The following is a 14,814-nucleotide window of genomic DNA, read 5'->3' as shown; positions in this document are numbered from 1 at the left end:
TTTATCCGATGGCGCAATCAGAGAGTCTGGGAAAGGTTGCTTGAGGTGCTGATTGACGATCTAGATTATGAATGGCTTGTGATAGATGCTTCGCATTGTCAAGTGCATCCTCATGCAGCGGGAGCTAAAGGCGGTAATCAGAGCATGAGTCGTACAAAAGGGGCTCAATACAAAATTACAGAAGGCACAACAGCAGATTGTACTCAAGCAAGCAATTTGATCGCTGGTCTTACAGCTGAGCGGTTACTGGCAGACAAAGGATATGATAGCGACGCAATCGTTGAGCAAGCTATAAGTCAGGGAATGCAAGTGGTGATTCCTCCACGAAAGAATCGCATAACTGGTCGAGAATACGATAAAGATCTCTATAAGTTAAGGCATTTGGTGGAAAATGCATTTTTACATTTGAAGCGCTGGAGAGGAATAGCGACCCGTTATGCAAAGAACACAGCCTCATTCTTGGCTGCAGTCCATATTAGATATATTGCTATATGGGCAGAAGTCTCGTGACTACACTATCTAGTAAAGCGACATTTAAAGCATTTTTTACTATTTCATTTCCTTGTTTCTCCGTTCAACAATCGGAGCTAATCGTATGAATAATTCCATAGACATTTGCGAGATTGCTGTCACGTGTTAAAATAAATTCTCAATAATTGATAAATTTTTTTTAGGTATTTCAAATGATGTCGACACACTTTAAATACTTCATGGCCAGATATTTGGGAATTTTTCTACAACTCTTTCCCTCTGCCAATTCAGATTAGCAGCTTTAATAATAATATTTGAAACTTCCTTTGTTAAATCTTCTTATTTAAGATAAGTTTTTGAATAGCCATTAGCTTTTCTACCCATCTTGGATTTTGTCGAAGATTAGAAAATTTGTTGAACTGTTTTTGATAAAAAATGACAATTAAAATATATTAACTTAATTAATTTAATTGATTTTTAAGAATAAATTTAGCATCAAAAGTTTTAAATTTTAATAAAATCTAAAGAATCATTATAAATGATTCAATTTCGTTATAATTATTTATGATATTGTGAATTTTTAAGAATCTCTGTGGCTCGATAAATTTGCTCAATTAAAATAAGTCGAGTAATTTGATGGGTAAATGTTAAAAGAGATAGACTAATGAGTATAGAATGTTGTTTCAACTCTAAAGGTAAACCCTCTGCACCACCTATCACAATTGTCAATCGCGATCCTCCTTGTTCCCAACATTTACTGAGAAAAGTAGCAAATGCTTCACTTGTCAATAAACGTCCAGTAGGATCTAAACAAATGATCAGAGATTCTTTTTGAGTCCATTCAAGCAGTTGGTAAGAATCTTTAGCCCACAGACATTCGATTTGTAAATTTGCTTTCAGTCTTTTTTGATATTCATTAAAAGCATCTTCTAGCCATTTTTCTTTTGTTTTTCCTACGGATAAAATTCGTAGTTTAAGCATAAACTTCCATTATTTGGCGTTGAATTCATTTTTCCTATATTTCCTAAAAAATAAAAAAAAATTCTAGATAAATACAGACCAAATTTAGTTTAGTACTGTTGTTGTTTAAGGGCTTGTTGCATTTGACGTTTGTCATCTCGTTCTTTAAGATCGGCACGTTTATCGAAAGATTTTTTTCCTTTTGCAATAGCTATGCGAACTTTAATGCGCCCCTGTTTGAGATATAAAGCTAAGGGGATTAATGCAAGGCCTTTTTCTTGTATGGCTCCTTTACATTTTTTGATCTCTCTTTTGTGCATGAGCAGTTTGCGATCTCTTTTTTCTTCATGGTTATGAATGTTGCCAAAACGATAATGAGCAATGTTACATCCAATAAGCCAAAGTTCATTGTGAATTACTTTTACATAGGCATCTTGCAAAGTTGCTCCATGATCTCGAATAGATTTAATTTCTGTCCCTTGTAAAACAATACCAGTTTCAAATGTTTCTAAAATTTCATAATCATGAGTGGCCCGTCTGTTTGAAACCAGGTCACTGTGTTTATCTTTCATATTAGTTAATCATCGGGTGTTAAATGAAGTTATAGTCGTTTCTGCATAAGCAAAGTTAAATATAGAAGTAAATTTTAAAGAATTAAAGATATAAGTCACACGATTTTTTTGATAGTAAGCTATTCTTTTAAGTTCAGCCATTGTTAAGGAATTAAACCGAATGTTATTTCTGATATTTAGTTATAAAAAGGGAGGGTAAAAATTTTTTTATCGGCACCTATATGATCGAGAAATTTAGGGTCAGTTGTGGTTAAAAAAACCTGTCCAACAGATTGCAATTGTTCAACCAATCTGTCTTTTCTATTTGAATCTAAACTCATTCCTATATCATCAATCATAAATAAAGGGAAATCGCCATCTCCTCTTTGATGTAATCGATTCCACTCTGCGAAATGCAAAGCATTCACGCAGCTCCTTTGTTGTCCTTCACTTGCAAAATAACGAATATCTCGCCCTCCAATCGCGACAAATAAGTCATCTTTATGAGGGCCACTCAAAGTATAGCCAATCTGCATCTCTCTTTGCCTATTTTTGCAGAGTTGTTTAACAAGAAGCTTTTTAATTTCATCGATTGACAAATTGCTATTTGCGATCGATCGATATTCAAGCGTTAAAAGGTCATTTTCCCCTGACAATAAATGATAATACTTTTGAGCAAGGTTTTGTAAATGAGTAATTGTTTGGTACCTTTGTTGAATTAAATAAGCCGCTGAATGTGTCATTTCTTGTTCCCAGCTATCAATCGATATTTGTTGTTTCATTTTAAGGAGATGATTGCGTTGCTTGAGAGCTCGTCCATAACGATTCAAATGGTGAACATAAAGAGGGTCGACTTGTGCAATTTGAATATCTAAAAATTGACGTCTTAGCTGAGGGGAACCTTTGACTAATTGAACATCATCAGGAGTGATGATAACCCCTGGAATGAGGCCTAACAAATTTGATAGTGTGGCTAAAGGGGTACTGTTATAAATGATTTTACGATCTGTAGTATGAAAGCCAAATTTAAGTGTTTGCTCGATTCCATGTTTGTAAAATTGAGCTTCTAAGAAAAAAGATTCAAATTGTTGCTGAATTAAATCAGGATAATGAGAAGTTCTAAAAGAACGCCCAATCATTAAGCAATGGATAGCTTCTAAAAGAGTTGTTTTACCTTTAGCATTGGGCCCACAAATTAAATTGAATTGAGGACTAAATTCCAAATAAGCTTCTTCATAATTGCGAAAATGTTGCAAGTACAGAGAGCGAAGGGTCATAATTCTATTTAATCTTCTGACAAGCGCATCGGCATAATTACAAAAAGAGGAGAAGCGTCTAATGAATTCGCTAATTCTGCGCTGTCTGTAATGATACCAGGATTGTAGGCATCTGTGAGTCCCATGATGACTGTTTCTCCTTTGCAATGTCTTAAGATATCAATAAAAAAACCTGGATTAAAGGCTATTTCGAGCTTCGGACCATCATAATTGACGGGCATGCTGACATTACCTTCTCCAATGTCCATTGTGTTTGCTGTTAGTTTCAATTCTCCCGGAATAAAAGTAAATCGAACAGAGTGATTATGGTCTGCTGTAAAAAGAGAAATTTGTCGAAGTAAGCTTGACAACTCTTCTCGATGAAGGGTGACAATAATTTCTGATTTTTCTGGAATCACTCGGTTGACATCAGGATAATCACCCGACAGGAGCTTGGTTAAAATTCGCATTTGATTGGCTTCAATAGCCACTTTATCTGCCATTAATGAAATTTTAACTTCTCCCTCATCTGTTAAATTTTTAAGAATTTCGTCTACTGCTTTAATTGGAATAATGGCTTGCCCGCTGAAAGAGGGATCATTAACTATGACGCCTCTTGCTCGAGCTAATCGCTTTCCGTCTGTTCCAATGAAAGTGATACTTCCATTAGCAATTTGTATAAAGACACCGGTTAACACATAGCGATTATCTTCTTTTGAAACAGCAAAAGAGGTACGATAAAGCAAATCTTTTAATTCACTTTGTTTCATCTCAAATGTATGAGATTGAGAAAGATCGGGGAGTGATGGATAGTCTGTTTTACTCATGCCATTTAATTTGAAACGTGAGCTACCAGCGATAATGGTTGTAATTTCATTGGTATTAGTAGAGATCTCTACATTGACTGCTGTTAATTCTCGAACTAATTGAGAAAGACGCTTAGCTGGAAGTGTCGTAGATCCTTCTTCGAGAATTTTAGCTTCAGTGTGACAGTGAATGCCCACTGTCAAGTCAGTAGCAGTTAAAATTAATTCATCATTATAAGCTTCGATAAGAAAATTAGATAGAATAGGAATTGTTGGTTTTTGAGCAACAACATTTAGGATTTTGCTAATGAGATAGTTAAGTTCTTGAGTGGAGATAACAAATTTCATAATCTCAATCCTCTTTATTTCTGATAAGTTTGGTGACTGAAGATACGAGATTACTTGCTCTGTGTCAAGGATCTTTTTCCCTTCCATCCTAATAGCGCAATTTACGTATGTGCTAATTTCAAAATTAAATTTTTTGTTAGCTACATACGCAAAAAGTTAATTGTGGTTAGTTTTTAGTGGATAAACTGATGTCCAAATGCAGTGACAGTAAAACAGACTTGATTTTGATGTATTCCTGTTGAAACAATCCCTAGTTGGAAAAGAGTTTTGGTAATCACTTCCCGAATAAAATTAAGCTCTTCCGATTGGTAAACGGGAAGAGCATATTTCCATTTTTTTCCTTTGTTAACAAGATTGATAGGTCCGCGATCTCCCATAGGGCCCATAAAACTTTTAATGAAATCTTCCAAATAAACCCAATCATGATATTTGAATAGCTTGAGATATTTTTCAATTAAACGAAAATTACGTGGATTCCAATAAATTGATAAATCGTCTGCTTCGAAAGGTTCGCTTAACCAATCCCAAGCAAGTGAAGTCATTTGCGCAATGGGAGGTCTTTTTAACCATAGCATTCCTTTTTCAGTTGCAACCACCATATCTTGAATTTTTTTTAGGAAACCAAAATAAACGAGTTTATCAATTAATGATTTAAATTCTGTTGAATTAGATAAATAATTCATTGATAAAAGATGTAGTTCTTTTTTACTTTTACAATTAGAAAGAATAGTTTCAACTTCTCTGATATATCCAAATTCTGTAGAAAGTGTAGGTTGAATTGTTGACTTATCAGCGATTGCTTTTGGCGTATTCTGAGCTTTAACGAGAAGGTATTCATGGTATTCATGAAAAGGAGTAACAATTTCTTCCCAGTATTCACCAACTTTTTTATATCTTAAACAACACACAAAGTAGTATTCGAGTAGTAAAAGGTTCTCTTCGAATTTTTCTCTAGAGAGCTTATATTTATCAATAAGAGCGACTGCAGTTATAGTAAAATCTGGCGCTTCGTAAACATCTTTCATTATTTCTTTTAAAATAGGATCTTCAAATTGAAGATCTCCTAAATATTCTCGATACATTTTGGGTGTTTGAAAGTATTTTTCAATAATAGAAGAAAAGATATGATCTGAACTTCTAGGAATAGCATACCAAACAGGAAGAACGTGAATAGGAACTTTATTAAGAAGGCTTTGCAAAAATTCTAGATTAGGTTCAAAATCTTCTTCAAATTTTTCTAATTGAATTTCAAAATACTTTCGCACTTCTTTATCAACAATTAAAGTCAACTCATTTCGTTTGAACAATTTCGTTGCACTAAGTTTATCTAGGTGCGAAATCAGTATAGGTGAAGAAATTTCTAATTCTTCTGCTAACTCTTTAATAGAGATCTTCAGGGAAGAGTGAAGAATTTCTTGCAAGATTTTGACTTCTAGAATACTTAAATGTGAAAGTAATAAACGATTTTCGATATCTCTTTTGTAAGGATAATCACTTAACACAATTTTAGTTTTACGCCCTATTGGAGGCATATTCATTGGCACACCTATTTTAACAAAAAATTACTGAAGTTTCGGGGGATGTTTAAAAATTTCATTCCCATGAATCACAAGATTATTGATTGAAATTATTGATTTGAAAAGATGGAACAAAAAATAAATTGCATGTTACGTATACTTTATCGCTATTAAGGATTTTTAATCAAATTATAAAGGTTTAAAAATAAATAAAAAAAATAATTGCATTGAATTTTGTTTTTAATTTATAGATGAAATAATAATAAAATTAAGCAAAAAATTTTTTTTGAAATAGGGGAGACTAATATTAAGATTGCATAAATATTTGGAAAGAATGCGATCTTAAGAGAAAAGTGAAGTAAGGCAAGAGGCTTTATTTCTGTTTTTAAATAGCTTAAATGAAATAAATGAGAACAAAAATGAACCATCCAAATCACGATAATCAAAAACCTGTTTCTTCCAAGAGGCAATACGACGAAATTGATCAATTGGCAGAGTTTATTTTAGATAGTTTAGAAGAATCTCATCAATCAGAATCAGAATGGGAACCTTTTGAAGTGTATGCAAAAAAATTACGTTCTCATATTTATGCAGATCAACGTGTTTTTCGCCAGCAATTTACTAAAGGTTATGAATCCCTTTTAGAAGTTTTAAGTCATCGTCACTCTAGTTAATCTAAATCGACGAAAAATTGTTACTTAAACTGCGAGTATGGCTTAACCATAACTTTCAAAGAATAAATAATTACAGACTTTGTTGAGCCTGTAACTTAGAGCTTCTCTCTACTCAATGTTTTTACTGAAAAGTTGAAAATGGCTTTTGAAAATTGAAGTTTATAATTCTTTTTTAACATACATCGTTACCCAGAATTTAAAGATTTTATTCGGGATTAAAAGAGGCTCGAATTAACATCCAATAAGCTAAGGAAGGAATTTGCGATTGCATTTTTTTTACCCATTGTTCTGCTTCTTCTTTAGAATCAAATAACATCATGACTTTTGCGAGTGCATCTGCAGTTAAACAATCGTTTGCAACTAAACTGGCGCTAGCAATAGACCCTGTACGAATTTTTAATGGGGAGAGTGTTAAAGGATTAAAAATATGACAGTAAGTTTGTAATTCGTTGTTACTTATGACTGTCCAGTATTGGAAATAATCTCCGCTCGTGGCAATTGCTTGATTATTGAGGGATAAAAAGGCAATCGCATCTTTAGGGTCGGTACTATCGAAATGACTGATATAAATATTCCAGGGCCTTTTTGCAGGATGGCGGCCTGATGTCCGAATGTCTCCTCCCCATTCTACATAAAGATTGGGAAATCCAGCTTCATTTAAGCGAGAAATTAACAAATCGATAGCAAAACCTTTAGCAATTCCTCCTAGGTCAAGTTCTGTCAAAGAATTTTCTTTAAAAAAGAGTCCTTTTTCAAAATGAATCTTATCCCACCCAATAGAGGGTTTAATGAGAGCTATTTCATCTGGAGAGGGAAGCTGTTGAGAGTGTAGTTTTTCCTTCCAAAGTTTTTGCAACGGCTCTATCGTTGGATCAAAAAGCCCTTCGGATAAAATTACCAGTGCATCAATTTGTTTAAATAATTGAAATAATTGAGGAGAAAGGGGAATTGTTTGATAGGCTTTTAAAGAATTCAACCGAGAAATTTCAGATTGGGGATTCCATTTATTGTAGATGGTATCAATTTCTTCAAATGTCGAATCGATGATCGTTTGAATACGAATTTTGTCTATCTCTGAGATGGAATTCCCCACTAGGATACGGTATTGTACTGTCATGACGACATCTTGAAAAGTGGTTACAACTTCAGATTGAGAAGTTTGACAACCTTCCATCAAAAGAAAACTAAAACTCATCCAAATAAGCATAAATAAAGAGCGAAATTTGGCAGTAAAAGTTTGCAAAGAGCGAATATAATTAAATAAATGGATTGTATTCACAAGTTTAAATTCTGCGATTTCGAATAGCTTAATAGAGTATTATATAAAAGCATAGCGATTGTCATTGGTCCTACACCTCCGGGTACAGGTGTGATAAAAGCACACTTGGGAGCTACATTAACAAAATCGACATCTCCTACAATTTGGTAACCATTTTTTTGGGAAGAATCATGAATTTTATTGATACCTACATCGACAATAATGACCCCCTCTTTGACCATATCTGCTGTAATCAATTTAGGTTGGCCTATGGCTACGATAATAAGGTCCGCTTGTAAACAGAGTTCTTTGAGATTTTTGGTATATCGATGAGCTACTGTAACGGTTGCATTTCCTCCAGGATATGATTGCATTAACAAAGCTGCCATTGGTTTACCCACAATATTGCTTCGTCCAATAATCAGAACATGTTTCCCACAAACTTCAATGCCAGTGCGTTCTAACAATATTTTAATGCCGAAAGGAGTGCAGGGTAAAAAACCATCTAATTCGCCAATCAGCATTTTTCCAACATTGAGAGGATGAAAACCATCGACATCTTTTTGAGGATCAATATGGTAATTAACCCGATTAGAGTTGATGTGAGGAGGTAGAGGAAGCTGAACAAGAATTCCATCAATTTGGGGATCAATGTTGAGCTTTTCGACTTCTCGAATTAATTCTTCTTCAGAAATCGTGAAAGGTAATTCACACTTAATAGAAGCAATACCAACCGCTTTACAAGCTGCAGTTTTACGATTGACATAGATTTGAGAGGCAGGATGGCTACCCACAATTAAAACAGCTAAGCAAGGAGGGCGACAGAGAGATTGTTGGATGAGTTCTTTGATTTCCAGTTGAATTTCTTCTGCTATTCGCTTTCCATCAATAATCATTTCATTTCCTCATTTCATTTCAAGTAGATTATTATAGCAAGTTTTTATTAACCTCAAAAGAGTCGAAGTTAAATTTTAATGCTTTATTTATTTCGTGAAAAAATAATTAAAATTTTTGTTTTACTTGCTTAAAATAATTGAGTCATTTAGAGATTATAGATATTCAAAATTTTCTAGAAATTCTTCATAAATTTGTTTGAATTCCAAAATTTTATATTGAATGTTGTAATTTTCTAGTCAATTTAATGTAAAAAAACCACAATGGGAAAAAATAAGCCACCTGATACAAATAAGACAAGCGAGCATCAACGAAAGCGCTTTAAATAAGGCACCTATCAATGAAATTCTAAAGATTGAATGTAAGGAGAGTTAACATGAAGCAAATTATTTCGTATGTCTACTGTACAATTGCGTTAAGTTGCTTTCAGCTCATTGGTGCTACCGAGCATGCGGATTTAGATGTCGAGTCACCAGTATGTACTAAGCAGGAGTTGATGGCTTATTTTCCTCAGATCCTTGTCAGAAAAATTTTACTTAAATCTAATATTGAGGAGCAGCAAGCTAGGGCAATTGCAGAAGAGCTGGCTCAAAAAGGGCAAGAATTAGAGAAAATTGTGGCTGAAAAAGCTTCTAAACTAGATCCGAATCCTTTTAAAGATCTTAGTCAACGGGATGTTGCTATTAAAATTTATCGAGAAACTCTTTATGAGATTTTTGCGAAAGTTTTAAAAAATCACGGCATTACTGATGGAAATCAAATTCAAATTCTTTTAGATAAGATGCAGTTAGCTAAAAGTAAAATGTTTATAGATTGCATTCGCAAAGAACAATCTTCTGCCAAAAAGGTTTTGGAACATGAAACTTCTCCACCTTCATAACTTCTTTTTAAGTCGCAATTGTTCAAAATATTCTAATCGTTTTTTAAGCTCGCGTTCGAACCCTCTTTCGACAGGCTCATAGAAATGTTGCTTTTCTAAGCTATCAGGAAAATAATTTTGTCCGGAAAATGCTTCTGGTAAATCAGGATCATATTGATAGTCTTTTCCATAACCTAAGTTTTTCATCATTTTAGTTGGCGCGTTGAGAATTGTTAAGGGAGGGTTTAAATAGCTTGTTTTAGAAGCGCTTTCTTTTGCCATTCCAAAAGCGCGATAGACTGCATTACTTTTGGGAGCCAAAGCAAGGTAAATGACGACTTCTGCGAGGGCAAGTTCTCCTTCAGGAGAACCTAACATTTCATAAGCATCTTTTGCTGCAATTGCTAAGGGAAGGGCTTGCGGGTCACTCAATCCAATATCCTCAACTGCCATGCGAATCAAACGTCTGGCTAAAAAAAGAGGTTCTTCACCACCTTCTAACATTCTCGTGAACCAATAAATAGCTGCATTTGGATCAGATCCCCTCACAGACTTATGCAATGCTGAAATGAGATTATAATGTTGATCTCCACTTTTATCAAAAAGGGGAGAGCGTTTTTGCAAAATTTTTTCAAGTAAAGGGATATCTAAAATTTGCTTTGAGGCATACCTTAAATTTTCTATTAAGTTATATAGGTAACGACCATCGCCTTGCGCGCAAGTAATTAACCAATGACGAGCTTCTGCGGTTAGAGGCAATGGTGCGAATTGTTTTTCATAGCGTTCTAAAAGTTGCTCGAGACTAAATCCATCTAAGGGATAAATCGGCAAGACTCGGAGCCGAGACAATAAAGCTCCATTTAAATAAAAAGAAGGATTTTCAGTGGTAGCTCCAATTAAAATAATCGTTCCATTTTCAACAAAAGGAAGAAAAGCATCTTGTTGAGATTTATTAAACCGATGTATCTCATCAACGAATAAAAGAGTTCCTTTGTGAAAAAGAGGCTGGTTTTGTGCTTCTTTAATCGTTTTTTTTAAATCCGCCACACCGCTAAATATCGCGCTCATCGAAATAAATTGCATATTGAATGCTTGCGCATAAAGGCGAGCAATAGAGGTTTTACCGCAGCCTGGCGGCCCCCATAAAATAACCGATAAGGGTATTTGAGATTCAATCGTTTTAGTGATTAACCCGTTTTCTCCTAAAATGTGGTCCTGTCCGACAATATCATTTAAGTTTTTAGGCCGTAGCTGTTCAGCGAGAGGCAGAACTTTTTTTATCATTTGTTCTCTCTTTGTAAAATCACTTTATTTCTTCTAAAAACCTGTCTTTTGGGTAAAAAAAGAGAGGGTAAGCTAAAAACCAAGAGAGCATAAATGCCATCACAAATCGGCATCCAAATTAAATCGTTTTTTACCCAAGCACCCGTTAACTTGAGCCCATGGCCAAACATAAAAAACAATGTGACATGGATGACAACAAATAAAATACTAAACAAGCTTGTCAAAATGGATACGGTATATAATCCATCTTCAAAAAAATGACGTTTAAAATAGTATAAGAGTTCGATGGTTAACACATAATTTAAGGCGTAAAATCCTAATCTCATTTGAAAAGAGAGTAAATCTACAAATAAACCACAAAGAAAAGCGAGCCATAAACAATCGATCTTTTCTCTTTTATAGATGGCTATAACTAGAAATGGAGCGAAATATAAGAGGGGAAGGTGCGGTAATAAAATAGGTAAAATAAGTGTTAGGCTCAATGTGTAAAAAAATAATAAACTTAGACGACCCATGATTGTTTTTATAAAAAGCTAAATATAGAGACTAAAGTTAATAACGCTTAGTAGCAAGTATTTTTGAGTAAAAAAAAACAAAGATCAAATTAATAAGCACCTTTAGAGAATAACATGGTAGGGATGGTTTTGGCAATCAACTTTAGATCTAAAACCATCGAGCGGTGGTCTACGTAATACTCATCTAATAAAATTCGTTTTTGATAACAATTAATATCACTTCTACCGGAGACTTGCCAGGGGCCTGTTAATCCGGGTCTAATCGATAAAATTTTATAAGCTTTTAAACCTAAATATTTATCCACTTCGGCTTGCACGATTGGACGAGGACCTACGACGCTCAAATCTCCTTTTAGCACATTCCAAAATTGAGGAAGTTCATCAAGAGATGTTTTTCTTAAAAAATTTCCTATAGAAGTAATTCGAGGATCGTTTTTTAATTTAAAGCAGTTGTCCCATTCTTTCTTAAGATGAGAATTTTCATTTAAAATGTCTTTTAATCGCTGGTCTGCGTCCTGATACATGGTGCGAAATTTATAACATCGGAAAGACTTCCCTCCGCGGCCAATTCTCTCGTGAAAATAAATGATTTTCCCAGGAGATGTTAGCCAAACAGCCAAAGCAATGGTTAAAAAAATAGGCACTCCTAGTAGTAAGCAAAAAATACTAAAGGTAATATCAAAAATTCTTTTAAATGGATAATGTCTAATTTGATAGGAGTGCGCAGAGCTTACCGAATTCATAAAAGCATTTTCCTTATACTATTTATCTAAAAAAACTACCTATTCGCAACCACCAAGGGCTATAATAATTATTTTTCATTGGTCTATAATAGTATCAATTTTAAAATAATCGTCAATTTATAAAAATTCAGAAAAAATACCAAATCACTTAAAAACTTGATTAAAATCAGTCAATAATGACGATGAATAATAAAGTCAGCTAAATGTATTAGAAAAGAATTATCATAGGGAAGGAGTTTTAAAGCATTAATGGCCTTTTGATAAAAATTTAAAGCGTATGCTTTGGCTTGTTCTATTCCAAGTAAGGATACATAAGTCGATTTATCTTTTAAGATGTCAGACCCAATTTTTCGTCCATGTTTGGCTTCGCTTGATGTGATATCAAGGATATCATCAGTGATTTGAAAAGCCAGCCCAATATTTTCACCAAACTCCCGGATATGAGCGAGCTGTTCTTCTGTTGCATTTGCTAAAATTCCTCCGAATTCAACAGATGCTGTAATCAAAGCAGCTGTTTTATTACGATGAAGTAATCGAAGGGTTTCAAGATTAATTTTTTGTCCCTCGCTGGCTAAATCCAAGGCTTGCCCGCCAATCATTCCATCGTATCCGCTTTGTCTGGATAAAATAGTAATAAGTTTAACTTTTTTTTCTGATGTCAAATATTTATCGGTCGCTAAAAGTTCAAATGCGTATGTTAAAAGAAAGTCTCCTGTTAAAACGGCGTGGCCTTCTGAATATTGGCGATGAACAGTCAGTTTTCCTCTTCGATAATCATCATTATCCATGCAAGGTAAGTCATCATGAATAAGAGAATAAGTATGGATAAGTTCTAATGTGCAAGCAGGAGTTAAAGCTTCTTGAATATCTCCATGAAGTGTCTGAACAGTTGTCAAAGCTAAAATTGGACGTAGCCTTTTTCCGCCACTTAAAAGAGCATAACGAGCAGCTTCAATTAAATTTTGGTGAGGGCCGTGACGTTTGGAGACGAGTTGATCCAGGCGTTTTTCAATAAGCTGACTTTGTGTTTGTAAATAATTGGCAACATCCATCATACATCGCCACCTATATTTCCAACTTGAAGTGAGAGATCTTCTGCGTACGCTGCAGATCGTCCAATACTAAAATAATCGAAACCCTTACGTGCCATTTCCTCCGGATGATATTGATTACGTCCATCAAAAAAAGCTTTTCCTTTCATGCGTTTTAAAAGTAGTGGAAAATCGAGGAATCGAAACTGCTTCCACTCTGTCATTAAAATTAGGCCGTCTGCTTGATCAGCTACTTCGAGTTCTGTTTGGCACCATGTAATGCAAGTATGAGCTGAAAGTATTTGTTGAGCTTTCGGAATAGCGATTGGATCATAAACTTTTAATAGAGCTTCTTCTGCAATGAGATCTTTAATTAAAGTTAAAGAGGAAGCTTCTCGCATGTCATCTGTATCGGGTTTGAATGAAAGGCCTAAAATTCCGAAGGTTTTTCCTTTAAGTCCTCCATGATCAGCAAAGTAATTTTTAACTTTTTGTCCTATGATATGTTTTTGGTGTTGGTTAATCTCATCCACTGCCGTTAATAAAGAAAGAGGATGGCCCAATTCTTTCGCTTGAGTAATTAGAGCTTTTACATCTTTTGGCAGGCATGATCCACCATAACCTGCACCAGGATATAAAAACTTATGTCCAATTCGATCGTCAGCTCCCATTGCCTTACGAACCCACCCAATATTCGCCCCCACATTTTCACATAACCTTGCCATTTCATTCATAAAGGAAATACGTGTCGCTAACATAGCATTAGCCGCATATTTTGCTAGTTCTGCCGATAAGATATCCATTTCCAGTAAGCGTTCATGATTAAGCATAAAAGGAGAATATAACTCACGCATGATTTTGGCTGAACGAGCGTGATCCGATCCTACAATGATTCGGTCAGGTTTCATAAAATCTTGAACGGCATTTCCTTCTTTTAAAAATTCAGGGTTAGAAACGACATCAAACTCCACATGACAATTTCTGTTTTCTAAAGCATTTTGAATGATAGCAGAAACTCGATGCGTTGTTCCAACAGGAACTGTAGATTTCGTTACAATAATACAATAATGATTAATAAACTCTCCCAGCGTTTTTGCAACACATTCGACTTGAGAAGTATCAGCTCCTCCTTGTGGCGTTGTAGGTGTATCAACAGCAATAAAGCAAATATTAGCGAGAGGGACTGAAGAGGAGTAATTGGTTGTAAAAGTCAAACGTTTAGATTTTATGTTGCGTTTTACCATTTCGTCCAACCCAGGTTCATAAATAGGGATCATGCCTAGTTTCAATTGTTCAATTTTTTCCTTATTAATATCCAAACAAGTGACATAATAACCCATTTCGGAAAAACAAGTGGCCGTCACCAGTCCTACATATCCTACGCCAATAATAAGAAGATTCATACATGTCCTTTCTTTCGAATAAAGCAAATATTATACTGACTTAACGTTTTTGCTGCATGCTTATAGTTTTTAAAACAACATATTTATTTAAAAGTTGTTTATTTTTGAATAAATACGTTTTCGATCAAAGAAAAAAATAGGTGAAAGGTTTCTGAATTTCATCTAGAAAAATTAATAACAAATTTGGCATGAAATATGCATTATTTATTCCCATTGTGTATTATTTTATTATAAATTTAAATTT

15 protein-coding genes are annotated in these 14,814 nt (G+C 34.4%); 3 read left to right on the top strand and 12 right to left on the bottom strand.

What is annotated here, in order from left to right; genetic code table 11:
- Positions 1–510: IS5 family transposase (locus tag TY19_RS07170; RefSeq protein WP_079979263.1), on the top strand; the 510-nt coding region annotated here is incomplete at its 5' end.
- A 519-nt stretch (positions 511–1,029) separates the two neighbouring features.
- Here TY19_RS07170 and TY19_RS07165 read toward each other — a convergent pair.
- From TY19_RS07165 to TY19_RS07145, 5 genes are all read right to left on the bottom strand, one after another.
- Positions 1,030–1,452 carry a 23S rRNA (pseudouridine(1915)-N(3))-methyltransferase RlmH gene (locus TY19_RS07165; RefSeq protein ID WP_042281343.1) on the bottom strand — a complete coding sequence of 141 codons (423 nt, stop codon included), beginning with the start codon at positions 1,450–1,452 and terminating at the stop codon, positions 1,030–1,032.
- Between the two features lie 89 nt (positions 1,453–1,541).
- A complete protein-coding gene (gene smpB, locus TY19_RS07160; RefSeq protein WP_011176252.1) occupies positions 1,542–2,003 on the bottom strand; it encodes an SsrA-binding protein SmpB in 462 nt (153 codons plus the stop codon).
- A 176-nt stretch (positions 2,004–2,179) separates the two neighbouring features.
- Complete coding sequence (recF, locus tag TY19_RS07155; protein ID WP_042281341.1) at positions 2,180–3,259, bottom strand: DNA replication/repair protein RecF; 1,080 nt, start codon at positions 3,257–3,259, stop codon at positions 2,180–2,182.
- An 8-nt stretch (positions 3,260–3,267) separates the two neighbouring features.
- A complete protein-coding gene (dnaN, locus tag TY19_RS07150; RefSeq protein ID WP_042281340.1) occupies positions 3,268–4,392 on the bottom strand; it encodes a DNA polymerase III subunit beta in 1,125 nt (374 codons plus the stop codon).
- A gap of 173 nt (positions 4,393–4,565) precedes the next feature.
- On the bottom strand, positions 4,566–5,930 hold the full coding sequence (locus tag TY19_RS07145) for a hypothetical protein (protein ID WP_042281339.1): 1,365 nt from the start codon (positions 5,928–5,930) through the stop codon (positions 4,566–4,568).
- A gap of 398 nt (positions 5,931–6,328) precedes the next feature.
- Here TY19_RS07145 and TY19_RS07135 point away from each other — a divergent pair, with 398 nt between their 5' ends.
- Positions 6,329–6,583: a hypothetical protein gene (locus TY19_RS07135; RefSeq protein WP_042281337.1), complete on the top strand. Its 255-nt coding sequence runs from the start codon at positions 6,329–6,331 to the stop codon at positions 6,581–6,583.
- A gap of 205 nt (positions 6,584–6,788) precedes the next feature.
- Here TY19_RS07135 and TY19_RS07130 read toward each other — a convergent pair whose 3' ends face one another.
- Together TY19_RS07130 and folD are read right to left on the bottom strand one after the other, a co-directional pair.
- Positions 6,789–7,862, bottom strand: a complete 1,074-nt coding sequence (locus TY19_RS07130; RefSeq protein WP_052354845.1) for an FAD:protein FMN transferase — start codon at positions 7,860–7,862, stop codon at positions 6,789–6,791.
- Positions 7,859–8,737, bottom strand: a complete 879-nt coding sequence (gene folD, locus TY19_RS07125) for a bifunctional methylenetetrahydrofolate dehydrogenase/methenyltetrahydrofolate cyclohydrolase FolD (protein WP_042281336.1) — start codon at positions 8,735–8,737, stop codon at positions 7,859–7,861. The genes TY19_RS07130 and folD overlap by 4 nt, the downstream gene beginning before the upstream one ends.
- Positions 8,738–9,111: 374 nt before the next feature.
- Here folD and TY19_RS07120 point away from each other — a divergent pair, with 374 nt between their 5' ends.
- Complete coding sequence (locus TY19_RS07120; RefSeq protein WP_052354844.1) at positions 9,112–9,615, top strand: hypothetical protein; 504 nt, start codon at positions 9,112–9,114, stop codon at positions 9,613–9,615.
- On the opposite strand, the gene TY19_RS07115 is transcribed toward TY19_RS07120, so the two are convergent.
- The 5 genes from TY19_RS07115 to TY19_RS07095 form a co-directional block, all read right to left on the bottom strand.
- Positions 9,610–10,878, bottom strand: a complete 1,269-nt coding sequence (locus TY19_RS07115; RefSeq protein ID WP_042281335.1) for a replication-associated recombination protein A — start codon at positions 10,876–10,878, stop codon at positions 9,610–9,612. The two genes, TY19_RS07120 and TY19_RS07115, sit on opposite strands and share 6 nt — an antisense overlap.
- Positions 10,875–11,393, bottom strand: a complete 519-nt coding sequence (locus TY19_RS07110) for a hypothetical protein (protein ID WP_052236401.1) — start codon at positions 11,391–11,393, stop codon at positions 10,875–10,877. The genes TY19_RS07115 and TY19_RS07110 overlap by 4 nt, the downstream gene beginning before the upstream one ends.
- An 89-nt stretch (positions 11,394–11,482) precedes the next feature.
- On the bottom strand, positions 11,483–12,136 hold the full coding sequence (locus TY19_RS07105; protein WP_042281334.1) for a sugar transferase: 654 nt from the start codon (positions 12,134–12,136) through the stop codon (positions 11,483–11,485).
- A 170-nt stretch (positions 12,137–12,306) separates the two neighbouring features.
- A complete protein-coding gene (locus TY19_RS07100) occupies positions 12,307–13,191 on the bottom strand; it encodes a polyprenyl synthetase family protein (RefSeq protein ID WP_042281332.1) in 885 nt (294 codons plus the stop codon).
- Complete coding sequence (locus tag TY19_RS07095; RefSeq protein WP_042281331.1) at positions 13,188–14,570, bottom strand: UDP-glucose dehydrogenase family protein; 1,383 nt, start codon at positions 14,568–14,570, stop codon at positions 13,188–13,190. Before TY19_RS07095 ends, TY19_RS07100 begins: the two co-directional genes overlap by 4 nt.
- Between the last annotated feature and the right edge of the window lie 244 nt (positions 14,571–14,814).

The organism is Candidatus Protochlamydia sp. R18 (assembly GCF_000648255.1).
Lineage (GTDB): Bacteria > Chlamydiota > Chlamydiia > Chlamydiales > Parachlamydiaceae > Protochlamydia > Protochlamydia amoebophila.
The sequence above is the reverse complement of the archived record's forward strand: the minus strand, read 5'-3'. Positions and strand labels throughout refer to the sequence as shown.

Bases quoted from the DNA above. Each gene is read 5' to 3' on its own strand.
- TY19_RS07165 (WP_042281343.1), bottom strand. From the start codon at position 1,452: ATGCTTAAACTACGAATTTTATCCGTAGGAAAAACAAAAGAAAAATGG.
- smpB (WP_011176252.1), bottom strand. From the start codon at position 2,003: ATGAAAGATAAACACAGTGACCTGGTTTCAAACAGACGGGCCACTCAT.
- recF (WP_042281341.1), bottom strand. From the start codon at position 3,259: ATGACCCTTCGCTCTCTGTACTTGCAACATTTTCGCAATTATGAAGAA.
- dnaN (WP_042281340.1), bottom strand. From the start codon at position 4,392: ATGAAATTTGTTATCTCCACTCAAGAACTTAACTATCTCATTAGCAAA.
- TY19_RS07145 (WP_042281339.1), bottom strand. From the start codon at position 5,930: ATGAATATGCCTCCAATAGGGCGTAAAACTAAAATTGTGTTAAGTGAT.
- TY19_RS07135 (WP_042281337.1), top strand. From the start codon at position 6,329: ATGAACCATCCAAATCACGATAATCAAAAACCTGTTTCTTCCAAGAGG.
- folD (WP_042281336.1), bottom strand. From the start codon at position 8,737: ATGATTATTGATGGAAAGCGAATAGCAGAAGAAATTCAACTGGAAATC.
- TY19_RS07120 (WP_052354844.1), top strand. From the start codon at position 9,112: ATGAAGCAAATTATTTCGTATGTCTACTGTACAATTGCGTTAAGTTGC.
- TY19_RS07115 (WP_042281335.1), bottom strand. From the start codon at position 10,878: ATGATAAAAAAAGTTCTGCCTCTCGCTGAACAGCTACGGCCTAAAAAC.
- TY19_RS07110 (WP_052236401.1), bottom strand. From the start codon at position 11,393: ATGGGTCGTCTAAGTTTATTATTTTTTTACACATTGAGCCTAACACTT.
- TY19_RS07105 (WP_042281334.1), bottom strand. From the start codon at position 12,136: ATGAATTCGGTAAGCTCTGCGCACTCCTATCAAATTAGACATTATCCA.
- TY19_RS07100 (WP_042281332.1), bottom strand. From the start codon at position 13,191: ATGATGGATGTTGCCAATTATTTACAAACACAAAGTCAGCTTATTGAA.
- TY19_RS07095 (WP_042281331.1), bottom strand. From the start codon at position 14,570: ATGAATCTTCTTATTATTGGCGTAGGATATGTAGGACTGGTGACGGCC.